Consider the following 22,240-nt stretch of genomic DNA (forward strand, 5'->3'; position numbering starts at 1 on the left):
CGGCGGCACGGGACCCCCACACGATGTCCACACGGGGCGCGGCCCCTCCCCACGGTCGTCCCAGGCTGGGGTGCCAGAGTCGGGAGCGATGACCCTCACGACGCCCCCCACGGCAGCCCTCGCGACGACCTCCCCCTCGACCCCCTCGACGCCAGCGTCCCCCGACCCCACGCAGGCCCCGCCCGCGGTGGTCTTCGTCCACGGCATGCGCACCTCGGGCGCGATCTGGGACCACCAGGTCGAGCACGTGCGCGCACTCGGCCACGACGCCGTCGCGGTCGACCTGCCCGCGCACGGCGCCCGCGCGCACGAGCGCTTCACGCTCGACCGCTCCTTCGAGGTGCTCGACGAGGCGGCCGCGTCGTTCGGCCCCGACCGCCGGGTCGCGCTCGTCGGCCTCTCGCTCGGCGGCTACACGTCGCTCGCCTGGGCGGCCCGCCGCCCCGCCAACCTCGCGGGCGTGGTCGCCGCCGCGTGCACGTCCGACCCCAAGGGCAAGCCGGTCGCGCTGTACCGCGACGTCGCGCGCCTCGTCGTCGCCGGGGGCGGCGCCGTCGGTCGCGGCGCGCGCTGGGCCGCGCGCACGACCGCGACCGCGTGGGGCACGATCGCCCGCGGCGGGCGCGGCCTGCCGGGCGGTGCCGCGTCGTCGTACGCGCTGGCCGGGCCGGCCGACGCCGGGCCGCCGACGCCGGTCGCGCCCGGCTGGCACGTCGTCACCGACGCGCTCACCCAGCTCGCGGGCCGCTCGTGGCTCGCCCACGTGCGCGACGTCGACGTCCCCGTGTGGCTCGTCAACGGCGCGCGCGACCACATGCGCCTCGACGAGCAGCGCTACCTCGCCGCGGCCGCGGACGCGGCGCTCGTCGTCGTGCCGCGCGCCGGCCACGACGTCAACAGCGAGGCCCCCGAGGCCTTCAACCGCGTGCTCGGGCGCGCGCTCGCGGACTTCGGCCGCGTGCGCGGTGCGAGACTGGGGGCATGACCGACGCCACCCCCGTCACGCCCGCGCCCCTGTCCGAGACGCCCGACCAGGCCGCCGAGCACGCCGGCCCCGGCGAGGCCCAGGACCTGGCCGCGCGCGGGAGCAACCGCTCCCAGCGCCCGGACTCCGACGCGTTCAAGGCCTTCATCACGAGCGGCTGGGCGCCGCGCACCGCGCTCGACGTCGAGCCCCTGCCGGCCGCGCCGTTCACCGTCGCGCGCCGCGCCGCGCTGTCGGCCCGGTTCCCGGGCGCGCGCCTCGTCGTGCCCGCCGGCCCGCTGAAGACGCGCTCGAACGACACGGACTACCGCTTCCGCCCGCACTCGGCGTTCGCGCACCTCACCGGCTACGGCACGGACCAGGAGCCCGACGCGGTGCTCGTGCTGCACCCCGTGGAGCCGGGCACCGGGGACGCCGGGTCCGACCACCACGCCGTGCTGTACGTCCGCCCGCTCGCCGCGCGCGACACGGAGGAGTTCTACGCGGACGCGCGGTACGGCGAGTTCTGGGTCGGCGCGCGTCCGTCGCTCGACGACGTCACGACCGCGACCGGCGTGGAGGCGCGGCACGTCGACGAGCTGCGCGACGCGCTCGCGAAGGACGTCGGCGCCGGCGGGGTCACGCTCCTCGTCGTCGCGGGCGCGGACGAGGCCGTGGAGGCGCTCGTCGAGGCGATCCGCGCGGAGGCGGGCGTCGACGACGTCGAGGCGGCCGCGTCCGCCGAGGACCAGCAGCTCTCCGAGGCCGAGTGGCTCGCGCGCGCCGAGGCCGCGTACCGCCGCACGGACGCCGCGCTCGTCGAGGCCGTCTCCGAGCTGCGCCTGGTCAAGGACGCGCACGAGGTCGAGCAGATGCGCGAGGCCGTCGCGGCGACGATCGCGGGCTTCGAGGAGGTCGTGCGGAGCCTGCCGCGCGCCGTCGGGCACCGCCGCGGCGAGCGGGTCATCGAGACGACGTTCGACGCCCACGCGCGCCTCGAGGGGAACACCGTCGGCTACGAGACGATCGCCGCGGCCGGCGAGCACGCGACGACGCTGCACTGGATCCGCAACGACGGCGTCGTGCGGACCGGGGAGCTCGTGCTGCTCGACGCGGGCGTCGAGGTCGACTCGCTCTACACGGCCGACGTGACACGCACGCTGCCCGTCGACGGCGAGTTCACCGACGTCCAGCGCCGCGTGTACCAGGCCGTGCTCGACGCCGCGGACGCCGCGTTCGCGGTCGCGGTGCCGGGCGCGCGCTTCCGCGACGTGCACGCCGCCGCGATGGAGGTCATCGCCGCGCGCCTGGAGGAGTGGGGCCTGCTCCCGGTGAGCGCCGCCGAGTCGCTCTCGCCCGAGGGCCAGCAGCACCGCCGCTGGATGGTGCACGGCACGAGCCACCACCTCGGCCTCGACGTGCACGACTGCGCGCAGGCGCGCCGCGAGCTCTACCTCGACGGGGTGCTCGAGCCGGGCATGGTCTTCACGATCGAGCCGGGCCTGTACTTCAAGGCGGACGACCTGGCCGTCCCGGCGGAGTACCGCGGCATCGGCGTCCGCATCGAGGACGACGTCCTCGTCACCGCCGACGGCAACGAGAACCTGTCGGCCGCGCTCCCCCGTCGGCCCGAGGACGTCGAGGCCTGGATGGCGCGGCTGCGCGGCTGAGCGGGCCCGGCTCACCGGCGGAGGAACTGGGCTATGGTGGCCCGTTCATCCACCGGTGAGGGGAGGTGAACTCACGTGGCGAAGAGCATCAAGAAGGAAGCGTCGATGTCCATCAAGGAGAAGCGCGCCCAGAAGCGCGAGAGGGCTGCCGAGACCGCAGTGAAGTCGCGGAAGCGCTAGCGGCGCTTCCGCCGAGGGCCGGCCGACGGACGACGACGTCCGACGGCCGGCCTTCGTCGTCCCACCGGTCCGGGGACGCCTGCTCGGTCAGGCAGGGCGCTCGGGCTGGTCCGGGTGCGTGCCGGGGGCGGGCGCCGACCCGGGGCCCGCGTCGGGTGCCGGCGCGTCGGTCGGCTGGTCCGACGACGGGCGCATGGCGCCGTAGCGCGGCTCGCCGGTCGGCGTCGTCCAGCGCGGGTCGGGCGTGCGGGCCGGGGGCGCGGCCGGAGGGGCCGCGGCGGGGACGCCCGCCGAGGGCTCCGGGGCCGGGGCGGGCGGCGCGGCGGGGGGCGTGGTGCCGGGGGTGCCCCAGCCGGGGTTGGCCGGCGCGGCGGGCGCGCGGACGCCGCCCGCGCCCTCGGGCATGCGGCCCAGGAGCTGGCGTGCCTCGCCCGCGCGCTCGGGCGCGCAGAGGATGCCGTAGGACGAGGCGACGATCTGGCTCTGCGACGTGAAGTCGCGCTTGCCCTGCGTCAGCGCGTACGACAGCACCGAGAAGAGCAGGCCGAACCCGGCGCCGATCCCGACGGCGGTGAGCACGAACCCGCCCTGGCCGGAGAACATGAAGAGCAGCAGGCCGACGAAGAGGCCGAACCACGCGCCGGACGCGGCGCCCGCGATCGCGACGCGACCGTAGGTGAGGCGGCCCGTCACGCGCTCGACCATCTTGAGGTCGGTGCCGACGATCGTCACGAGCTCGACCGCGAACTTGTTGTCCGAGAGGAAGTCGACCGCCTTCTGCGCCTCGAGGTAGGTCGCGTACGACGCCACCTCCTCGCCGCGCGGCGGGGTGGGGACACGGGGGACGGCACCCGGGCGTGACATGCTCATTCGCCCAGTCTGTCCTACCCGGGCGGAGCGCGCGAGGGCCGCTCCCCGCCCCGACCGGCCGACGACGGCGGGGAGGCGGCCGGGAGACGGCTCGGGACGCCCACCACCTGCCGGGACGGAGCGCGGCGACGGGGGCGCGTGCGTAGGCTGGCGGCGTGAGTGCAGCCACCACCGTCTTCGTCGCGCGCCTGGCCGGGACCAGCGTGTTCGACCCCATCGGCGACCAGGTCGGGCGGGTGCGGGACGTCGTCGTGCTCATCCGGCCCAAGGGAGCCCCGCGCGCGGTGGGCCTGGTCGTCGAGGTGCCCGGCCGGCGTCGGGTCTTCCTGCCTCTGACCCGCGTGACGAGCATCGACGCGGGGCAGGTCATCTCCACCGGGCTGGTCAACATGCGCCGGTTCGAGCAGCGCGCGATGGAGACGCTGGCCGTGAGCGAGCTCCTGGAGCGCACGGTGCAGTTCGTCGACGGGTCGGGCTCGGCGACCGTCGAGGACCTCGCGATCGAGCGCCAGCGCACCGGCGACTGGCTCGTCACCAAGCTGTACGTGCGCCGGCAGGCGCAGCACAAGGGCACGCTCGGGCTGCGCCGGCGGGGCGACGCGCTCGTCGTCGACGTCGACGCCGTGACCGGGCTCGCCGGGAGCACGGAGGCGCAGGGCGCCGCGATGCTCCTCGCCGCGTACGACGACCTCAAGCCCGCCGACCTCGCCGACGTCATCCACGACCTCGGCGACACGCGCCGGCTCGAGGTCGCGGGCGCGCTCGACAACGAGCGGCTCGCCGACGTCCTGGAGGAGCTGCCCGAGGACGACCAGGTCGCGATCCTCTCCGGGCTCGACACCGACCGCGCCGCCGACGTCCTGGAGGCGATGCAGCCCGACGACGCGGCCGACCTCCTGCACGAGCTCCCCGAGGCCCAGGCCGCCCAGCTCCTCGAGCTCATGGAGCCCGACGAGGCGCGCGACGTGCGCCGCCTCCTCTCCTACGCGGAGGACACCGCGGGCGGCCTCATGACGTCCGACCCGGTCGTGCTCGGCCCGGAGACCACCATCGCGACCGCGCTCGCGCAGATCCGCCGCAAGGACCTCGCGCCCGCGCTCGCGTCGATGGTGTTCGTCGCGCGCCCGCCGCTCGAGACGCCCACGGGCCGGTTCCTCGGCGTCGCGCACTTCCAGCGCCTGCTGCGCGAGCCCCCGCACGCGGCCGTCGGCTCGGTGCTCGACTCCGACGTCGAGGGCGTGACGCCCGACGCGCCGCTCGGGCGCGTGACCCGCATCCTCGCGACCTACGACCTGCTGTGCGTGCCCGTGCTCGACGCGGAGAAACGCCTGCTCGGCGCGATCAGCGTGGACGACGTGCTCGACCACATGCTGCCCGACGACTGGCGCGAGACCGACGACGAGGACACCGAGGCCGCGCGCCGTGCCGTCGCGAGCGGGCGCGCGCGCACCGCCGCGCCCGGACGGCCGGGCACCGCGGGGGTGGCCCGTGGCTGACCGCCTCGACACGCCGAAGACCGCGCGCCGCAGCTTCTTCCCGCGCGTCAAGGTCGACCAGGACGCCGTCGGCCGCTCGACGGAGGGCATCGCACGCTTCCTCGGCACGCCGCGGTTCCTCGTCTACCTCACCGTGTTCTGCGCGCTGTGGATCGCGTGGAACTCGTGGGGCCCGGAGGGGTTGCGGTTCGACTCCGCCGAGTTCGGGTTCACCGCGCTCACGCTCATGCTCTCGCTCCAGGCGTCGTACGCCGCGCCGCTCATCCTGCTCGCCCAGAACCGTCAGGACGACCGCGACCGCGTCACCGCGGAGCAGGACCGTCAGCGCGCGGAGCGCAACCTCGCGGACACCGAGTACCTCGCGCGCGAGATGGCCGCGCTGCGCATCGCGCTGAGCGAGGTCGCCACGCGCGACTTCGTGCGGTCCGAGATCCGCAACCTGCTCGAGGAGCTGGAGGAGAAGACGGCCCGTCAGCCCGACGACGAGGTCGCCGACCGCTGACCCTGGGGCCCTACTGCGTGCCCTCCGCCGCGACCCGGCGCAGGCGCGCGGCGAGGGCGGGGTCGCCCGTGACGACGAGCCCGTCCGCCGGGCCGCGGCCCCAGAGCCACAGGTCGAGCGCCCAGGCCGGGCCGGACACCTGCGTGGTCGTCGAGCCGGGCAGGTCGACGAGCTGGGCGACGTCGAGGTCGTACGCCGTCCCCGACTCCGGACCGGTCCCCGTGAAGCGGCCGAACGCGAGCTCCCAGCTCCGCGGCCGCTCCCCCGGCCCGTCGACGACGACGGAGACCGTCGCGCCGTCGGGCGTGAAGACGCCCCACCCGGGCACCCCGTCCACCATGACGGACAGCACCTCGTCGACGCCGTCCGCCGCGACGCCCGGGTCGGCGGGCGTGACCTGACGCCCGGCCGTGAGCTCCGCGTCGGCGCGGTGGACGAGCGCCTCGTGCGCCTGGCGTCGCAGCACCCAGCCGACGTGCCGGCCGTCGTCGTGCCACGACCAGCACGGCTCGTCGGGGTCGCGACCGGTGAGCGCCGCGACGAGCCGGCTCGTCGAGCGCTGGAGCAGCGCGGGCAGCTCGGCGTCGGACGCCGGCCGCGCGAGCGGCTCGACCTCGTCGCCGTCCATCCCCTCCCCGGGAGCCGGGCCGACGACGCGCGCCCAGAAGTCCTGCACCTCGGCGAGGTGGTAGAGCAGGTCGGCGCCCGTCCACTCGGGGCACGCGGGCACGCGCGCGTCGGGCGGGGCGCTGCGCACGGCGTCGCCGAACAGCTCGCTGTCCCGCGCGAGGGAGGCCAGGGCGTCCATCCGTGCACGGTAGCGCCGTTCCGCGGCGCTCGTCGTGCGACGGGGCTCACGTCCGGTCCGGGACCTCCGACCCGGCCGACCGGGCTCCGGCCGCGCCTACGATGGGGGCATGCCCGACCCCGCCGCAGACCCGCTCGAGCACGCCGTCCGGCAGGCCCTCACCACGGTCCTGGACCCCGAGATCCGCCGCCCCGTCACGGACCTCGGCATGATCCGCTCGGTCGCCGTCGAGCCCGGCGCGCCGGGCGCCGTCGTGACGGTGGGGGTCGACCTCACGGTCGCCACGTGCCCGATGCGCGACACGCTCGCGCGCGACGTCGACGCCGCGGTGCGCGCGGTCGAGGGCGTGGCGGACGTCCGGGTCGACCTCGGCGTCATGACCGCGGAGCAGCGCGCCGAGCTGCGCACGATGCTGCGCGGCGGCGTGGGCGAGCCCGAGATCCCCTTCGCCAAGCCCGGGTCGCTGACGAAGGTGTACGCGATCGCGTCGGGCAAGGGCGGGGTTGGCAAGTCGTCGGTCACGGCGAACCTCGCGGTCGCGCTCGCCGCGCAGGGCCTCGAGGTCGGGGTCGTCGACGCCGACATCTACGGGTTCTCCATCCCGCGCATGCTCGGCGTCGACCGGCAGCCCACGCGCGTGGACAACATGCTCCTGCCGCCGATCGCGCACGGCGTGAAGGTCGTCTCGATCGGCATGTTCGTGCCCCCGGGCCAGCCCGTCGTGTGGCGCGGACCGATGCTGCACCGCGCGCTCCAGCAGTTCCTCGCGGACGTGTTCTGGGGCGACCTCGACGTGCTGCTCCTCGACCTCCCGCCCGGCACGGGCGACATCGCGATCTCGGTCGCGCAGCTCCTGCCCGGCAGCGAGATCGTCGTCGTCACGACGCCGCAGGTCGCCGCCGCGGAGGTCGCCGAGCGGGCCGGGTCGGTCGCGACGCAGACCCAGCAGGGCGTCGTCGGCGTGGTCGAGAACATGTCGTGGCTCGAGCAGCCCGACGGGTCGCGCCTCGAGGTGTTCGGCGCGGGCGGCGGCGAGCGCGTCGCGGCGAACCTGTCGCGCGCCACGGGGACCTCCGTCCCCCTCCTCGGCCAGGTGCCGCTCGACGTGTCGCTGCGCGAGGCGGGCGACGGCGGCACCCCGGTCGTGCTCTCCGACCCGGGCTCCCCCGCCGCCGCCGCGCTGCGCGACGTCGCCGCGGGTCTCGCGCGCCGGCCCCGCGGGCTCGCGGGGCGGTCGCTCGGGGTCACGGTCGTCTGACGCGACGGCCTCCGGACGTCGGCCGGTCTTTCACCGTCCTTTTCCTGTCTTTTCCGCGCGCCACGGTATAGTCTCGCCCGCATCTCGTCCGGGGGGACGGCCGTCGGGCCGGTGAGGGGGATCGTGTCGTGGCATCGCCGCCGCTCCGCCCTGCCCTCGTCCCGCCCACCATTCCCCTGACCTGCGACGCCGCCCCGGCTGCCCGGGCAGAGCGCTGCGGTCCGCCAGGCGCGCACGCGGGCCCCACGCGGTCACGTCGACCTGACCGGTCGGTGACCCGCCGGTGACGAAGCCGCGACAGAACTCCTCCCCAGGGATGACGACGCCGTCCGTGTCGCCGCCCTAGCCTCGGGCCGGGCCGTCGTCGGCCCCGCCAGCAGCGCCCGCTCGCCGTCCCGCCACCGTCGTCCCAGGAGCCCGCACGTGGGTATCACCCGCCGGATCGTCTTCCCCGCCCTCCGCATCGTCATCTGGGCGGCGATCGCCGCCCTTCTCGCCGTGATCGCGTTCCGCTCGGCACCCGAGCCCGCGACCGACCCCGCGTTCCCCACGGCCGAGCTCGTGGAACCCCGCGTGGCCGTCTCCACGGGAGACGTCACCAACACCGTGAAGCTGACCGGGCAGGTCGTCGCCGACCCGGCCGCTCCGCAGAAGGTGACGCAGCGCGGGGTGGTCACGGCGGTGCTCGCCAAGCCCGGCGACGTGGTCGAGGCAGGCGCGCCCCTCCTCGAGGTGACCCTCGAGGAGCCCCGCGAGCCCCTCACCGAGACCGACCCGGAGACGGGCGAGGTCACGGTCACCGAGCGCCGACCGAAGGTCACGCGGGAGACCGTCGAGGCCACCATCGGCGGGACGGTCGCCACGTTCACCGCGCTCAAGGACCAGGAGGTGGCGGTCGGCGAGGACTTCGCGACCGTCTCGCCCGGCACGCTCTCGGTCACGGCCAGCATGGTCGCCGAGCAGCAGTTCCGGCTCCTCCAGATCCCCGGCGAGGCGACCGTCACGGTCACCGGCGGCCCCGCGCCGTTCGTGTGCACGAACCTCCGCATGGGCGCCGCCGCCGCCCCCGAGAACGCGCCCGAGGAGGGCGCACCCGACCCGGCGGGCGGTGCGTCGTCCGCGAGCGTGACGTGCGCCGTCCCGGGCGACGTCACCGTCTTCGCCGGTCTCGCCGCCGAGCTCGAGATCACCGCGGGATCCGTCGAGGGCGCCCTCGTGGTGCCCGTGACGGCGGTCCTCGGCCGCGTCGAGCAGGGCAAGGTGTGGGTCGTCGGCGCGGAGGGCGAGCCCGAGGAGCGCGCCGTGACGCTCGGTCTCACCGACGGCTCGGTCGTCCAGGTGACCGAGGGCCTCGCCGAGGGCGACGAGGTCCTCGAGTTCGTGCCGGGCCAGGACGTCATGCCGGTCATGGACGACATGATGGTGACGGACGACAGCGAGGCCTCGTACTGATGAGCCTCCTGGAGCTCAGCGGGGTCACCCGCTCGGTGCTGCTCCCCGACGACCGCGAGCTCGAGATCCTGCGCGGCATCGACCTCACGGTCGGCGCGGGCGAGCACGTCTCGATCGTGGGCCGCTCGGGGACGGGCAAGTCGACCCTGCTCAACATCCTCGGCCTGCTCGACAGCCCGACGAGCGGGGACTACCTGCTCGACGGCGTCCCGATCGGCCGGCTCTCCGGCCGCGCCCGGGCGCGACGCCGCGGCACGGACTTCGGGTTCGTCTTCCAGCAGTTCAACCTGCTGCAGGGCCGTACCGCGCTCGAGAACGTCGTCGCCCCGCTGCTGTACGCGCGCGGACGGCAGTTCTGGCAGCGGCGCACGCTGGCCGCCCAGATGCTCGAGCGGGTCGGCCTCGGCGACCGGCTCGACACGACCCCGGAGAAGCTCTCGGGCGGCGAGCAGCAGCGCGTCGCGATCGCCCGCGCCCTGGTGCGCGTCCCGCGCGTCATCCTCGCGGACGAGCCCACGGGGGCGCTCGACGTCGACACGGGCAGCGAGGTCATGGACCTGCTCGACACCATCGCCGGCGAGAACGGGTCCGCGCTCATCGCGATCACGCACGACCTCGCCGTCGCGTCGCGCGCCGCCCGCCAGTTCCGCCTCGCCGACGGCGTGCTCACCCCGATCTCCATCAGCGCGCGCAGCGCCGGTTCCCTCGGGGCGCTCGGCGCCCCAGGCACCGACCACGATCCCGGGACCGACCCCGGGACGAGCCACGACCACCAGGCCGAGCACGTGGCCCGGCCGCTCGTCGGGGTCGCTCACGCACTCTCCGCTCGCGCGTCCGCCGCCACCGCGGCCGGGACCCCGGACACCGCACGCGACGCGGGGGCCACGGCATGACCGGCGTCGTCGGCGCCCTCCTCGAGGCCTGGGACGAGCTGCGCGTCCACAAGGTCCGGGTGCTGCTCGCGCTCGTCGGCGTCGCCGTCGCGGTCTGCGCGATCACCGCGATCTCGGCGGCCGGGGAGATGCTGCGCCAGGTCTCCGCCGAGCAGAACGAACGCTGGGGCGGTCGCGCCGCGACGCTCCAGGTCTCGGCATGGCCCACGGGCGAGGGCGGGAGCGTCATGCCCACGTCGGAGGAGTACGAGCAGGTGTTCGACGAGATCGTCGACCGCTATGGCATCGGCTACTCCTCGATGCTGCGCGACGCGCCCGCACCGGTGCGGTTCCCCGACGGCACGCGCGAGATCACCACGACCGGGGTGGAGCCCGACTGGGCCACGATGCACCGCTTCCAGGTGACGTCGGGTCGCTGGTTCACCGAGGCGGACGCGGACCGCCTCGCGCCCGCGCTCGTCGTCAACCAGGCGTTCCTCGACGCGCTCGGCGGGACGACCGTGGCCGAGCACCCGACGGTGACGATCGGCGGGGACAACCCGGTCGTCGCGACCGTCGTCGGGGCCTTCCCCGACGACTGGCCCGACATGGACCCGGTCGCGTACGCGCTGGTCGACGCCCAGTCGACGTGGGTCACGCCCGAGTCGATGGAGATGATGGGGCCGCCCCGGCTCGAGCTGTGGGTGCCCGACGACCTGTCGGACGCGCTCGTCGAGACGGTGCGCCGCGACGTGGCGGGCGCGCTCCAGGGCGTCCAGGCCGACGTCTACCGGTCCGACTCGCCGTCGGCGTCGGTCGTCGACGGCGCGATCCGGTGGGTCGTGCTCGGCGTGAGCGCGATCGCGCTGCTGCTCGGCGGGCTCGGCCTCGTGAACATCGCGCTCGTCACGGTGCGGTACCGGATCCGCGAGATCGGGATCCGCCGCAGCTTCGGCGCGAGCTCCGGGCGCGTCTTCTTCTCCGTGATGATGGAGAGCGTCGTCGCGACGACCGTCGCGGGCGTGCTGGGCGTGACGGTCGCGATCGTCGTGCTGCACAACGTCCCGCTCGACGTGCTCATGGGTTCGGCCGTCCAGGACGCGCCCGGCTTCCCGTTCTCCGCCGCGGTGACCGGGATGCTCGCGGCCATCGGGATCGGGGCGCTGGCGGGGCTCCTTCCCGCGCTCGTCGCGGTGCGCGTCAAGGTGATCGACGCGATCCGGTACTGACCCGCTCGGCCCGGCCTCGTCGCCGGGCCGAGCGATGTTCGGTCGTGTTTGATCATGTTGGATTTCTCGACGATGTGGACAATACTGTCCGCATGCTCGCCTCACAGCGCCAGGAGCGCATCCTCGCCGAGATCCGGGACCACGGCGCGGTCCGCATCGGTGACCTGACCCGGGAGCTCGGGGTGTCGGACATGACGATCCGGCGCGACCTCGTGGAGCTCGCCGACCAGGGCCTCGTCCGGAAGGTGCACGGCGGTGCCGTCGCCCCGCACACGACCGCGCACGAGCCCGGCTTCGCCGCGAAGAGCTCGCGGGAGGCCGTGGAGAAGGAGGCGATCGCCACCGCGGCGGCGCGCCTCATCACACCGAACGCCTCCGTCGCGCTGAGCGCCGGCACGACGACGCACCTGCTCGCCGCCCGCATCGCCGCGGACCCCGCGCTGCGGCCGCTGACGGTCGTGACGAACTCCCTCCCGGTCGCCGAGGTCCTGCACCGGGCCAACGACCCGCGCCTGGAGACGATCCTCACCGGCGGCAGCCGTACGCCGTCCGACGCGCTCGTCGGCCCGCTCGCCGAGGCCGCGCTGTCCGGGCTGCGCGTCGACCTCGCGTTCGTCGGCGCGCACGGCGTCGACCCGGAGATCGGGCTCACGACGCCGAACCTCGACGAGGCCGCGACGAACCGCGCGCTCATCGAGTCCGCCGGGCGCACCGTCGTCCTCGCCGACCACACGAAGTGGCACACCACGGGCCTGCGCGTCTTCGCGACGTTCGCCGACGTGGACGTCCTCGTCACCGACGCCGGGCTCGCCGAGGACGAGCGCGCGCGCGTCCAGGACCTCGTCGAGCAGCTCGTCGTCGCCTGACCGGCGACCGCAGCCCCGGCTCCCCGCACTCCCCCACCGCACCGCGATCGGAACATCCCACGCATGAACCCGCACCTGCGCCGCACCTCGACCCGGCTCGCCGACGGCCGCGAGCTCGTCTACTTCGACGACTCCCCCGCGTACGTCTCGGGCGAGCGCACGCGACGGCTCGACGACCCGCGACCGTTGCCGGACCGCTTCGCCCCGGTGCCGGGCCCGGACGGGACCCCGCACCCGTACGTCGGCCCGGAGATGCGCCGGGATCCGCTCACCGGCGACTGGGTCCCGCTCGCCGCGCACCGCATGAACCGGACCTTCCTGCCTGCCGCGGACTCGTGCCCGCTCTGCCCCGCGCGGCCCGGCAGCGCGTACTCGGACGGCGAGGTCCCCGACACGGACTACGACGTCGTGGTCTTCGAGAACCGCTTCCCGTCGCTCCAGCGCGTGCCCGGCGTCCCGGACGCGGTGGTCACGGACGCGCCGCTCCAGCAGCACGCACCGGCGGCGGGTCGGTGCGAGGTCGTGTGCTTCTCGAGCGACCACCGCGCGTCGTTCGGCGCGCTCCCGCCGCAGCGGGTCCGCACGATCATCGACGCGTGGGCGGACCGCACCGCCGCGCTGGGCGCCGAGCCGGGGGTGGAGCAGGTCTTCTGCTTCGAGAACCGCGGCCCGGAGATCGGCGTCACCCTGCACCACCCGCACGGCCAGATCTACGGCTACCCGTACGTGACGCCGCGCACGCGCGCGCTGCTCGACCAGGCGCGCGAGCACCACCGCCGCACCGGCCGCAGCCTGCTGCGCGACGTGCTCGAGTCCGAGCTCGCGGACGGCCGCCGCGTGGTCCTCGAGACGGAGCACTGGGTCGCCTACGTGCCCTACGCGGCGCGCTGGCCCGTCGAGGTCCACCTCGCGCCGCGGCGCGACGTGCCCGACCTGCCCGCGCTCACGGACGCCGAGCGCGACGACCTGGCCACCGCCTACCTCGAGCTGCTGCGCCGCCTCGACCGGTTCTTCGAGACCGCCGACGGCGAGCCCATCCCCCTGCCGTACATCGCCGCGTGGCACCAGGCCCCGGCCCGCGAGGGCCGCTCGGTCGCCGACGGCGGCACCGACGACGTCACCCTCGCTCGGCTGCACCTGCAGGTGTTCTCCGTCCTCCGCGCGCCGGGCAAGCTCAAGTACCTCGCGGGCTCGGAGTCCGGCATGGGGGCGTGGATCAGCGACACGACGCCCGAGCGCATCGCCGCACGCCTCCAGGAGCTCGCCCCGACGAGCGCCGCCCGGGGCTGGGTGCCCGCGCTGGCGGACGACGACGGCGCCGCGCGCGCCCGTGCCGTGCTCGCCGAGGCGTTCGGCGCGGACGAGCCCGGCGAGGAGGTCCGCGTGTGGGCCGCGCCCGGGCGCGTCAACCTCATCGGGGAGCACACCGACTACAACGCGGGCCTGTGCCTGCCGGTCGCGCTGCCCCACCGCACCTACGTGGCGCTGCGGCCGCGCACCGACTCGCTCGTCCGCCTCGCGTCCGCGCAGGCGCCCGGCGAGACGTGGACGGCCCGCCTCGAGGACGTCGGCCCGGGCGAGGTCGCGGGCTGGGGCTCGTACGTCGCGGGCGTCGCGTGGGCGCTGCGCGAGCACCTCGTCGCCCAGGGCGCGGACCCCGCCGCCGTCCCCGGGTTCGACGCGGCCGTCGACTCGAGCGTCCCGTTCGGCGCCGGGCTCTCGTCGTCCGCGGCCCTCGAGTGCGCGGTCGCCGTCGCGCTCGACGACGTCGCCGGGCTCGGCCTCGCGGCGACCGACGCGGGCCGCGCCGTCCTCGCCACCGCGAGCGTCCGCGCCGAGAACGAGATCGCGGGCGCACCCACGGGCGGCATGGACCAGTCGGCGGCGCTGCGCGCGCAGGCCGGTCACGCGCTCCTCCTCGACTGCCGCCCCGGGCTCGACCCGGTCGAGTCCGCCACGCAGGTGCCGTTCGACCTCGACGCCGCGGGCCTCGCCCTGCTCGTCGTGGACACCCGTGCGGAGCACCAGCTCGTCGACGGCCAGTACGCGCAGCGCCGCGCCACGTGCGAGGACGCCGCCCGCACGCTCGGGATCGGCTCGCTGCGCGAGCTCGCCGACGCGGTGGACGCGAGCGACGACCCGGCGGCCGCGCTCGCCCGCGCGCTCGACGCTCTGCCCGACGACGTCGCGCGCCGCCGCGTGCGCCACGTCGTCACCGAGATCGGCCGCGTCCGCGCGCTCGTGGCGCTCCTGCGCGAGGGCCGGCCGGACGCCGTCGGGCCGCTGATGAACGCGTCGCACGCGTCGCTGCGCGACGACTACGAGGTCTCGAGCGTCGAGCTCGACGTCGCGGTCGACGCGGCGCGCGTCGCGGGCGCCCTCGGTGCGCGAATGACCGGCGGCGGGTTCGGCGGCTCCGCCATCGCGCTCGTGCGCGCGGACCAGGTCGAGACCGTCGCCGACGCCGTGCGCGCCGCGTTCGAGCGCGAAGGGCTGGGCGCCCCGGGCTTCCTGCTCGCGACGCCGTCCGCGCCCGCCGAGCGGGTCGCCTGACCGGTCCCGCTCAGACGTCGTAGGTGACGACGAGGGGCGCGTGGTCGCTCCAGCGCTCCTCGTGCGACGGCGCGCGGTCGACCTCGACCTTGACCGCGCGCTCCGCGAGGGAGGGCGTCGCGAGCTGGTAGTCGATGCGCCAGCCCGAGTCGTTGTCGAACGCGCGCCCGCGCCAGGACCACCAGGTGAACGGGCCCGGGCCCTCGCCGCCGTGGACGCGACCCAGGTCCACGAGGCCGACCTGGTCGAGCCACGTGTCGACGTACGCGCGCTCCTCCGGGAGGAAGCCGGCGCTCTTGAGGTTGCCCTTCCAGTTCTTGATGTCGACGTTGCGGTGCGCGATGTTGAGGTCGCCCGCCAGGACGACCTTCTCGCCCGTGGCCGCGAGCTCGCGCAGCCGCGCGGTCACCTTCTCCAGGTAGGCGTACTTCGCGACCATCGTCTCCGGCTGGCTCACGGTGCCCGAGTGGATGTACGCCGAGACCACGGTGAGACGGCCGCCGTCGGGCAGCTCCAGGTCGGCCTCGACCCAGCGACCGGTGTCGACCGGCGGCTCGGGCTCGCCGGCCCCGAGGCCGACGCGGACCGCGGACACGGGCAGGCGTGACGCGACCGCGACCCCGGCGCGGCCCTTGATGTCGCACGCCTGGTGGGCGACGTGCCAGCCCTCCAGCAGGTCGTTGACGACCGAGTCGGGGGCGCGCACCTCCTGGAGCAGCAGGACGTCGGGCGTCCGGGACGCGATCCAGGCGTCCATCCCCCGGCGGTAGGCGGCGCGGATTCCGTTGACGTTGGCGGTGGCGAGGGTCAGCACGCGGGCCATCCCATCACACGCCACCGACAACGACGGGCCCCGGCGTCAGGCGGGCGGCGTGGCCTCGCTCACGGGCGCCGCGACGACGCGGGCCGGCCGGAACGCGCTCGCGAGGACCGCCGAGACGGCGGCGAGCACGGCCAGCACCACGAAGCCGACCCGGAGGTGGTGGGCGGTCGCGAAGACGCCGGTGAGGACGCCGCCGAGCACGGCGCCCGCGTAGGTGAAGACGTTGAGCCGCGCGACCGCCCGGTCGGTGACCGTCGCCACGACCCCGGCGGCGGGCTCCCCCGCCGCTCCCGCCCGGCCCGACGCGACCGCCTCCCGGGCCCGGTCCCCGACCGCCGAGAACGCGAGCGGGGCGACGACGCCGAGCCCGAGGCCGGTCACGGCGAGGCCCAGCACGGCGACGGGCCACGCCGGGGCGGCCGTCACCGCGACGAACCCCAGGGCGCCGAGCGTGCCGCCCAGCCGCACGACCCGGACCCGGCCGAGGCGCTCGACGAGACCGTCCCCGACGAGCCGCGACACGATGAGCGCCGCCTGGTACGCCGCGTACCCGAGCGGGGCGGCGGCCGCGCTCGCCGCGAGGCCGTCGCGCAGGAACGTCGCGCTCCAGCTCGACACCGCGGAGTCGGCGACGGGGAACGCGAGCATCCCTGCACCGAGCAGCGCGATCGTGCCCGCCGCGACCCACGTCACCGGGGCGTCCCGCACGCCGGCATCCCCGACCACGGCATCCCTGACCTGGGCATCCTTGACCTGGGCATCCCTGGCCTGGGCGTCCCTGACCACGGCGTCCGGGGCGACGGCCTCCGGGACCGGGCGACCGCCGTCGGGCAGGCGCAGGGCGAGCCAGGCCGCGCCCACGGCGACGAGCAGCGCCACGAGCGGGAGCGCGAGCGGCTGGCCGAGACCGGCCAGCGCGCCGCCCGAGACCGCGAGCGCACCGAGCACTCCCCCGGCCGCGTTCGCGGCGTAGAACGACGCGAGCAGGCTGCGTCCGTGCGCGCGCTCGACGTCGATCCCGAGCATGTTCATCGCGGCGTCCACGGCGCCGAGCGCGAGCCCGTAGAGGCCGATCGCCCCGAAGAAGAGGGGCCACGACGGCGCGAGACCGATCCCCGCCACCGCCGTCGCGGCGAGCAGCAGGCCCCCGACGACCACGGTGCGCGCGCCGCGGACGGCCGCCACGACGCCCGACAGCGCGCTGCCCAGGCCGGCGAGGACGCACACGCCCAGCACGACGAGCGTCACGACGTCGTCGCCCATGCCGAGCCGGTCCTTGTAGCCGGGGATGCTCGTGAGCACCACCGCGAACCCGAAGCCCTGCACGGCGTACGCCGCCGTCGTCGCGATGCGCTCCGTCACCCGCGCAGACTAGCGCTCGCGCGCCGTCCCGGGAACGCCGCAGGGCGCGGCCGCGGGTGACCCGCGACCGCGCCCTGCGTCGAGCTCAGGCGGAGGCGCGCTCCGCCGCGTCGACGACGTTCGCGAGGAGCATCGCGCGCGTCATCGGGCCGACCCCGCCGGGGTTCGGCGAGATCCAGCCCGCGACCTCGGCGACGTCGGGCGCGGCATCCCCGACGACGCGGCTCTTGCCGGTCTCCGGGTCGACCTCGCGCGAGACGCCGACGTCGATCACGACGGCGCCCGGCTTCACCATGTCGCGCGTGACGATCCCGCGGACCCCCGCGGCCGCGACGACGACGTCGGCGCGGCGCACGAGCGCGGGGAGGTCCGTCGTGCCGGTGTGCGTGAGCGTCACGGTCGCGTTGACCGCGCGCCGCGTGAGCAGCAGGCCGATCGAGCGGCCGACGGTGACGCCGCGCCCCACGACCACGACCTCCTTGCCCGCGAGGGAGATCCCGTGCCGCTCGACGAGCTCGATGATCCCGCGCGGCGTGCACGGGAGCGGCGACGTGACCTCCTCGTTGACGCGCAGCACGAGCCGGCCGAGGTTGGTCGGGTGCAGCCCGTCCGCGTCCTTGGCCGGGTCGATGAGCTCGAGCACCCGGTTGGTGTCGATGCCCCGCGGCAGCGGGAGCTGCACGATGTACCCCGTGCAGGCCGGGTCGTCGTTGAGGCGCCGGACGGCGGCCTCGATCTCCTCCTGCGTCGCGTCGCCCGGGAGGTCCTCCCGGATCGACGCGAGCCCGACCTCCGCGCAGTCGCGGTGCTTGCCCGCGACGTACCACTGCGAGCCCGGGTCGTCGCCGACGAGGAGCGTGCCCAGACCGGGCACGACGCCCTTCCCCGCGAGGACCGCGAGGCGGTCCTTGAGCTCCGCCTTGATCGCGGCGGCGGTGGCCTTGCCGTCGAGGATCCGGGCGGTCACTGCTGGAGGCCCGGGTACAGCGGGAAGTCGGCCGTGAGCTTCTGCACGCGGGCGCGCAGCGCCTCGGCGTCGGTCGCGGCGCCCTCGCGCAGCGCGGTCGCGATGATCTCGGCGACCTCCGTGAACTCGGCGTCGCCGAAGCCGCGGGTCGCGAGCGCCGGCGTGCCGATGCGCAGGCCGGACGTGACGCGCGGCGGGCGCGGGTCGAACGGCACGGCGTTGCGGTTCACGGTGATGCCGACCTCGTGCAGGAGGTCCTCGGCCTGCTGGCCGTCGAGCGCCGAGTGGCGCAGGTCGACGAGGACGAGGTGGACGTCGGTGCCGCCCGTGAGGACCGAGACGCCGGCCTCGGCGACGTCGGCCTGGGTCAGGCGGTCCGCGATGATGCTCGCGCCGCGCAGGGTGCGCTCCTGGCGGTCGCGGAAGCCGTCCGTGGCCGCGACCTTGAACGACACGGCCTTGGCCGCGACGACGTGCATGAGCGGGCCGCCCTGCTGGCCCGGGAACACGGCCGAGTCGATCTTCTTGGCGTACTCCTCCTTGCTGAGGATGAAGCCGGAGCGCGGGCCGCCGATCGTCTTGTGGACCGTGGAGGACACGACGTCCGCGTACGGCACCGGGGACGGGTGCAGGCCCGCGGCCACGAGGCCCGCGAAGTGCGCCATGTCCACCCACAGCTTCGCGCCGGCCTCGTCCGCGATCTCGCGGAACGCCGCGAAGTCGAGGTGGCGCGGGTACGCGGACCAGCCGGCGATGATGACGTCGGGACGGGTCTCGAGAGCCTGCTTGCGGACCTCGTCCATCTCGACGCGGTACGACTGCGGGTCCACGCCGTAGGCGGAGACGTCGTAGAGCTTGCCGGAGAAGTTGATCTTCATGCCGTGCGTGAGGTGGCCGCCGTGCGCCAGCTCGAGGCCGAGGATCCGGTCGCCCTTGTTGATGAGCGCGTGCAGGACGGCGGCGTTCGCCTGGGCGCCCGAGTGCGGCTGGACGTTGACGTGCTCCGCGCCGAACAGCGACTTGGCGCGGGCGATCGCGAGGTTCTCCGCGATGTCGACCTGCTCGCAGCCGCCGTAGTAGCGGCGGCCCGGGTAGCCCTCGGCGTACTTGTTGGTGAGCACGGAGCCCTGCGCCTGCAGGACGGCGCGCGGGACGAAGTTCTCGGACGCGATCATCTCGAGGGTGTCGCGCTGTCGCGCGAGCTCCCCGTCGAGGACGGCCGCGATCTCGGGGTCGAGCTCGGCGAGCGGGGTGTCGAGGACGTTGTCGGCTGGCTGGGCGCTCATGGCGTCTCCTCCGCGGGTGTCTGGCAGTTCGTCGTCGGTGGTCACGTTCCCGGCTCGCCGGGTACGCCCCACCAGGGGGTGACCCGGGGCCCAGGCGAACGACCCGTCGTCTGCACAGCGTGCCGCTCCCCGGTGGTGATCCACCCTGCCCGGGCGGAGTTCCACCGGGCGGCGCCAGTCGCGACGCGTCGATCCTAGCGCACGGCCCGTGGGCGGTCCCGGGCTACTCCTGCCCGACGGCGCCCGACTCGTTGCGCGCCTCGGCCTCGCCGAGGATGCGGCGCAGGTAGGTGTACGTGAGGTCGCCCGCCGCCTTGTCGTACTGCTCCTCGTAGCCGTGCTTGGTGTACATGGCGAGGTTCTGCTTCGAGTCCTTGCCCGTGAACACCCAGATCTCCGTCGTCTGCTCCGGCAGGTACGGCAGCACCTCGAAGAGCATCTGGGTCCCGATGCCGCGGCCCTGCATGTCCGGCGCGACGGCGAGCCGGCCGAGCGTCGCCTTGCTGTCCTCGATCTCCACCCGCACGGACCCGACGAGCCGCGGGCCGAGCCACGCACCGATCGTCACGACGTCCTCGCGCGCGAGGTCCTCGCGCAGCTCGTGGAGCGTCTGGGTCAGCGGCGGGATGTTCGGGTCCTGGTAGAGCTGCGCCTCGGTGACGAACGCCGCCCGGCGCAGGGTCAGGAGCTCACCGGCCTCGGCGTCGGTGACGAGGCGGGTCGTGATCTGCGCGTCGTTCATGGGGACATCGTGTCAGACATCGCGCACCAGGACCGGGCACGTCCACCGGTCGTGTCCGCGAGCAAGACGCGGCCCCTGCCGGGCGCGGGCGCGGCTACCCTCTGAGGGGTGTCCACGACAGATCCCCGCGGCGCCGACGTCACCGACGTCCCGGCGACCCGCACCGCGCAGCCCCCCACCGGCGAACCCACGCACTGGGTCCTCACGCTCTCGTGCCCGGACGGGCCGGGGATCGTGCACGCCGTGGCCGGGGCCCTCGCGCGGCTCGGGGGCAACATCACCGAGTCGCAGCAGTTCGGCGACCCGCTCTCCGGGCTGTTCTTCATGCGCGTCCAGGTCGAGGCCGCCGCGCAGCGCGCCGAGCTCGAGCGGGCCGTCGAGGAGGTCGCGGCGCGGTTCGCCATGACGTGGCGGCTCGACGTCGTCGGGCGGCGCGTGCGCACCCTGCTCATGGTCTCGAAGGCACCGCACTGCCTCGTCGACCTCCTGTACCGCGAGCGCTCGCAGGGCATGCCGATCGAGGTCGTCGGCATCGTCGGCAACCACCGCGACCTCGAGGACATCGCGTCGTTCTACGGCAAGCCCTTCCACCACGTGCCCGTCACGCGGGACACGAAGGCCGTCGCCGAGGCGCGCCTGCGCGAGCTCGTCGACGAGCTCGACGTCGAGCTCGTCGTGCTCGCCCGGTACATGCAGATCCTCTCGGACGAGCTGTGCCGCGAGATGCCCGGGCGCATCATCAACATCCACCACTCGTTCCTGCCGAGCTTCAAGGGCGCGCGCCCGTACGCCCAGGCGCACGACCGCGGCGTCAAGCTCATCGGCGCGACCTCCCACTACGTGACGGGCGACCTCGACGAGGGCCCGATCATCGAGCAGGACGTCGAGCGCGTCGACCACTCGCGCCGCGTCGAGGACCTCGTGGCGATCGGCGAGGACGTCGAGCGCCAGACGCTCGCGCGCGCCGTCCGCTGGCACGCGGAGCACCGCGTGCTCCTGGACGGGCACCGCACCGTCGTCTTCCGCTGAGCAGCCGCCGGGCGCGCTCCCGGCAGCCCGGGCGCGCACCCGCCGCTCTCCCCGGCACGACGACGGCCCCCGCCACGTCTCGGACGTGACAGGGGCCGTCGTGCGGCGGCGTGCCGGTTCGCCGCCGCCTCCCGGTCGCTCAGCGCGAACGGGTCACTTGGTGAGCTCCTCCAGGGTGGGGTCGCCCGCGTAGACCTCGGCGGCGTTCTCCTGCGTGACGATGACGGGCTCGAGCAGGAAGGCCGGGACGACCTTCACGCCGTTGTCGTACGACTCGGTGTCGTTGATCTCCGGCTCGTCGCCCGCCTGGAGCGCCGTGACCGCGTTGATCGACTCCTCGACGAGCTTGCGCGTGTCCTTGTAGATCGTCGAGTACTGCTCGCCCGCGACGATCGACTTCACGGACTCGACCTCGGAGTCCTGGCCGGTGATGACCGGGGTCTCCTTGCCGGCCTGCTTCGCCGACGTCAGGGCGGCGCGCGCCAGGGTGTCGTTCGGCGACAGGACGCCGTCGATCTCCTTGTCGGAGTAGCTGCCCGAGAGCACGGTGTCCATGCGCTTCTGGGCGTTCTCGGCCTTCCAGCCCTGCGTCGCGACCTGCTCGAACGACGTCTGGCCGGACGGGATGACGAGCGTGCCGTCGTCGATCTTCGGCTGGAGGACGCTCATGGCGCCCTCGAAGAACGGCGTCGAGTTCGCGTCGTCGGGCGAGCCGGCGATGAGCTCGATGTTGTACGGCGCCTCGCCCTTGCGCTCCTCGAGGCCCTGGAGCAGGGCCTGGCCCTGGAGCTCGCCGACCTTGAAGTTGTCGAACGCGATGTACTCGTCCACGGCGTCCGTGTTCTTCACGAGACGGTCGTACGCGATGACGGTCGCGCCGTTGTCCTTGGCGTTCTTGAGCTGGGTGCCGAGCTGCGACCCGTCGATCGCGCCGACGATGATCACCTTCGCGCCCTGCTCGACCATCGCGTCGATCTGGCTCTGCTGCTCGGAGACGCCGCCGTTGGCGAACTGGACGATCGGCTTGAAGCCGGCCTCCTCGAGACCGTCGTTGAACAGGCTCTCGGCGAGGACCCAGTTCTCCGACGTCTTCTGCGGCAGCGCGACACCGATCGTCGCGCCCTCCTCGAAGCCGGCCGCCGCGGACTCGCCGCCGCCGGACGTCTCGCCGCCACCGCTGTCGCCCCCGCGCTCGGAGGAGCAGCCGCTGAGCACGAGCGCGCTCGCGGCGGTGAGCGCCAGGAGCGTCGTGGTGAGCTTCTTCATGGGTACCACTTTCTGTCGGGCATCCGTCGTCGGATGCGGTCCGGG

The 22,240-nt window shown here is 74.8% G+C and carries 19 protein-coding genes, 1 pseudogene and 1 riboswitch; of the genes and pseudogenes, 12 read left to right on the top strand and 8 right to left on the bottom strand.

The features are described from left to right. Nucleotides 1-88 precede the first annotated feature (88 nt). Nucleotides 89-985 (top strand): alpha/beta fold hydrolase, encoded by an 897-nt coding sequence (locus tag ACPCUX_RS01910; protein WP_396050803.1) that lies wholly within the window; start codon nt 89-91, stop codon nt 983-985. Beyond that, nucleotides 982-2,634 (top strand): aminopeptidase P family protein, encoded by a 1,653-nt coding sequence (locus tag ACPCUX_RS01915; RefSeq protein WP_144722398.1) that lies wholly within the window; start codon nt 982-984, stop codon nt 2,632-2,634. The genes ACPCUX_RS01910 and ACPCUX_RS01915 overlap by 4 nt, the downstream gene beginning before the upstream one ends. A gap of 267 nt (nt 2,635-2,901) precedes the next feature. Here ACPCUX_RS01915 and ACPCUX_RS01920 read toward each other — a convergent pair whose 3' ends face one another. Beyond that, the gene (locus ACPCUX_RS01920; RefSeq protein ID WP_423388072.1) at nt 2,902-3,684 is read right to left on the bottom strand and encodes a general stress protein; all 783 of its coding nucleotides are present in this window, start codon (nt 3,682-3,684) and stop codon (nt 2,902-2,904) included. A gap of 155 nt (nt 3,685-3,839) precedes the next feature. Between ACPCUX_RS01920 and ACPCUX_RS01925 the strand changes: the two genes are divergently transcribed. Together ACPCUX_RS01925 and ACPCUX_RS01930 are read left to right on the top strand one after the other, a co-directional pair. Then, on the top strand, nt 3,840-5,180 hold the full coding sequence (locus ACPCUX_RS01925) for a magnesium transporter MgtE N-terminal domain-containing protein (protein ID WP_085388346.1): 1,341 nt from the start codon (nt 3,840-3,842) through the stop codon (nt 5,178-5,180). Beyond that, entirely contained in the window at nt 5,173-5,682 is a 510-nt protein-coding gene (locus tag ACPCUX_RS01930; protein WP_085388831.1) for a DUF1003 domain-containing protein, read from the top strand. The genes ACPCUX_RS01925 and ACPCUX_RS01930 overlap by 8 nt, the downstream gene beginning before the upstream one ends. Nucleotides 5,683-5,692: 10 nt before the next feature. On the opposite strand, the gene ACPCUX_RS01935 is transcribed toward ACPCUX_RS01930, so the two are convergent. Further along, a complete protein-coding gene (locus ACPCUX_RS01935; protein WP_085388347.1) occupies nt 5,693-6,490 on the bottom strand; it encodes a maleylpyruvate isomerase N-terminal domain-containing protein in 798 nt (265 codons plus the stop codon). 109 nt (nt 6,491-6,599) lie between these two features. Between ACPCUX_RS01935 and ACPCUX_RS01940 the strand changes: the two genes are divergently transcribed. The 7 genes and pseudogenes from ACPCUX_RS01940 to galK all read left to right on the top strand — a co-directional run bounded on the left by ACPCUX_RS01940 (nt 6,600) and on the right by galK (nt 14,720). Further along, nucleotides 6,600-7,748, top strand: a complete 1,149-nt coding sequence (locus ACPCUX_RS01940) for an Mrp/NBP35 family ATP-binding protein (protein ID WP_085388348.1) — start codon at nt 6,600-6,602, stop codon at nt 7,746-7,748. A 423-nt stretch (nt 7,749-8,171) separates the two neighbouring features. Beyond that, nucleotides 8,172-9,200 (top strand): efflux RND transporter periplasmic adaptor subunit, encoded by a 1,029-nt coding sequence (locus ACPCUX_RS01945; protein ID WP_423388073.1) that lies wholly within the window; start codon nt 8,172-8,174, stop codon nt 9,198-9,200. Then, nucleotides 9,200-10,093 (top strand): ABC transporter ATP-binding protein, encoded by an 894-nt coding sequence (locus tag ACPCUX_RS01950; RefSeq protein ID WP_081599852.1) that lies wholly within the window; start codon nt 9,200-9,202, stop codon nt 10,091-10,093. Before ACPCUX_RS01945 ends, ACPCUX_RS01950 begins: the two co-directional genes overlap by 1 nt. After that, nucleotides 10,090-11,301 (top strand): ABC transporter permease, encoded by a 1,212-nt coding sequence (locus ACPCUX_RS01955; RefSeq protein WP_043652762.1) that lies wholly within the window; start codon nt 10,090-10,092, stop codon nt 11,299-11,301. Before ACPCUX_RS01950 ends, ACPCUX_RS01955 begins: the two co-directional genes overlap by 4 nt. A gap of 92 nt (nt 11,302-11,393) precedes the next feature. After that, a complete protein-coding gene (locus ACPCUX_RS01960) occupies nt 11,394-12,167 on the top strand; it encodes a DeoR/GlpR family DNA-binding transcription regulator (RefSeq protein WP_043652765.1) in 774 nt (257 codons plus the stop codon). Nucleotides 12,168-12,230: 63 nt separating this feature from the next. Next, a pseudogene (galT, locus tag ACPCUX_RS01965) lies at nt 12,231-13,433 on the top strand (galactose-1-phosphate uridylyltransferase); the annotation flags it as partial. Nucleotides 13,434-13,457: 24 nt separating this feature from the next. Continuing rightward, complete coding sequence (gene galK, locus ACPCUX_RS01970; protein ID WP_371810618.1) at nt 13,458-14,720, top strand: galactokinase; 1,263 nt, start codon at nt 13,458-13,460, stop codon at nt 14,718-14,720. A gap of 10 nt (nt 14,721-14,730) precedes the next feature. Here the strand turns inward: galK and ACPCUX_RS01975 are convergent, their stop codons facing one another. From ACPCUX_RS01975 to ACPCUX_RS01995, 5 genes are all read right to left on the bottom strand, one after another. Next, nucleotides 14,731-15,534, bottom strand: a complete 804-nt coding sequence (locus ACPCUX_RS01975; protein WP_114554294.1) for an exodeoxyribonuclease III — start codon at nt 15,532-15,534, stop codon at nt 14,731-14,733. A 45-nt stretch (nt 15,535-15,579) separates the two neighbouring features. After that, a complete protein-coding gene (locus ACPCUX_RS01980) occupies nt 15,580-16,905 on the bottom strand; it encodes an MFS transporter (protein ID WP_423388074.1) in 1,326 nt (441 codons plus the stop codon). 85 nt (nt 16,906-16,990) lie between these two features. Beyond that, nucleotides 16,991-17,872, bottom strand: a complete 882-nt coding sequence (locus ACPCUX_RS01985; protein ID WP_043652770.1) for a bifunctional methylenetetrahydrofolate dehydrogenase/methenyltetrahydrofolate cyclohydrolase — start codon at nt 17,870-17,872, stop codon at nt 16,991-16,993. Beyond that, nucleotides 17,869-19,158 carry a serine hydroxymethyltransferase gene (glyA, locus tag ACPCUX_RS01990; RefSeq protein ID WP_085388352.1) on the bottom strand — a complete coding sequence of 430 codons (1,290 nt, stop codon included), beginning with the start codon at nt 19,156-19,158 and terminating at the stop codon, nt 17,869-17,871. Before glyA ends, ACPCUX_RS01985 begins: the two co-directional genes overlap by 4 nt. Nucleotides 19,159-19,239: 81 nt before the next feature. Further along, nucleotides 19,240-19,350, bottom strand: a riboswitch (ZMP/ZTP riboswitch). 31 nt (nt 19,351-19,381) lie between these two features. Further along, on the bottom strand, nt 19,382-19,900 hold the full coding sequence (locus tag ACPCUX_RS01995; protein ID WP_043652776.1) for a GNAT family N-acetyltransferase: 519 nt from the start codon (nt 19,898-19,900) through the stop codon (nt 19,382-19,384). Nucleotides 19,901-20,008: 108 nt separating this feature from the next. On the opposite strand from ACPCUX_RS01995, the gene purU reads away from it, so the two are divergent. After that, the gene (gene purU / locus ACPCUX_RS02000) at nt 20,009-20,929 is read left to right on the top strand and encodes a formyltetrahydrofolate deformylase (RefSeq protein ID WP_043652779.1); all 921 of its coding nucleotides are present in this window, start codon (nt 20,009-20,011) and stop codon (nt 20,927-20,929) included. A 153-nt stretch (nt 20,930-21,082) separates the two neighbouring features. Here purU and ACPCUX_RS02005 read toward each other — a convergent pair whose 3' ends face one another. Beyond that, nucleotides 21,083-22,195: a sugar-binding protein gene (locus ACPCUX_RS02005; protein WP_034655403.1), complete on the bottom strand. Its 1,113-nt coding sequence runs from the start codon at nt 22,193-22,195 to the stop codon at nt 21,083-21,085. Between the last annotated feature and the right edge of the window lie 45 nt (nt 22,196-22,240).

Origin of the sequence: Cellulosimicrobium sp. AB352 (assembly GCF_049538415.1) — a bacterium.
GTDB classification, from domain to species: Bacteria; Actinomycetota; Actinomycetes; order Actinomycetales; family Cellulomonadaceae; genus Cellulosimicrobium; species Cellulosimicrobium funkei.

Bases quoted from the DNA above. Each gene is read 5' to 3' on its own strand.
- ACPCUX_RS01910 (WP_396050803.1), top strand. From the start codon at position 89: ATGACCCTCACGACGCCCCCCACGGCAGCCCTCGCGACGACCTCCCCC.
- ACPCUX_RS01915 (WP_144722398.1), top strand. From the start codon at position 982: ATGACCGACGCCACCCCCGTCACGCCCGCGCCCCTGTCCGAGACGCCC.
- ACPCUX_RS01920 (WP_423388072.1), bottom strand. From the start codon at position 3,684: ATGAGCATGTCACGCCCGGGTGCCGTCCCCCGTGTCCCCACCCCGCCG.
- ACPCUX_RS01935 (WP_085388347.1), bottom strand. From the start codon at position 6,490: ATGGACGCCCTGGCCTCCCTCGCGCGGGACAGCGAGCTGTTCGGCGAC.
- ACPCUX_RS01940 (WP_085388348.1), top strand. From the start codon at position 6,600: ATGCCCGACCCCGCCGCAGACCCGCTCGAGCACGCCGTCCGGCAGGCC.
- ACPCUX_RS01950 (WP_081599852.1), top strand. From the start codon at position 9,200: ATGAGCCTCCTGGAGCTCAGCGGGGTCACCCGCTCGGTGCTGCTCCCC.
- ACPCUX_RS01955 (WP_043652762.1), top strand. From the start codon at position 10,090: ATGACCGGCGTCGTCGGCGCCCTCCTCGAGGCCTGGGACGAGCTGCGC.
- ACPCUX_RS01960 (WP_043652765.1), top strand. From the start codon at position 11,394: ATGCTCGCCTCACAGCGCCAGGAGCGCATCCTCGCCGAGATCCGGGAC.
- glyA (WP_085388352.1), bottom strand. From the start codon at position 19,158: ATGAGCGCCCAGCCAGCCGACAACGTCCTCGACACCCCGCTCGCCGAG.
- ACPCUX_RS01995 (WP_043652776.1), bottom strand. From the start codon at position 19,900: ATGAACGACGCGCAGATCACGACCCGCCTCGTCACCGACGCCGAGGCC.
- ACPCUX_RS02005 (WP_034655403.1), bottom strand. From the start codon at position 22,195: ATGAAGAAGCTCACCACGACGCTCCTGGCGCTCACCGCCGCGAGCGCG.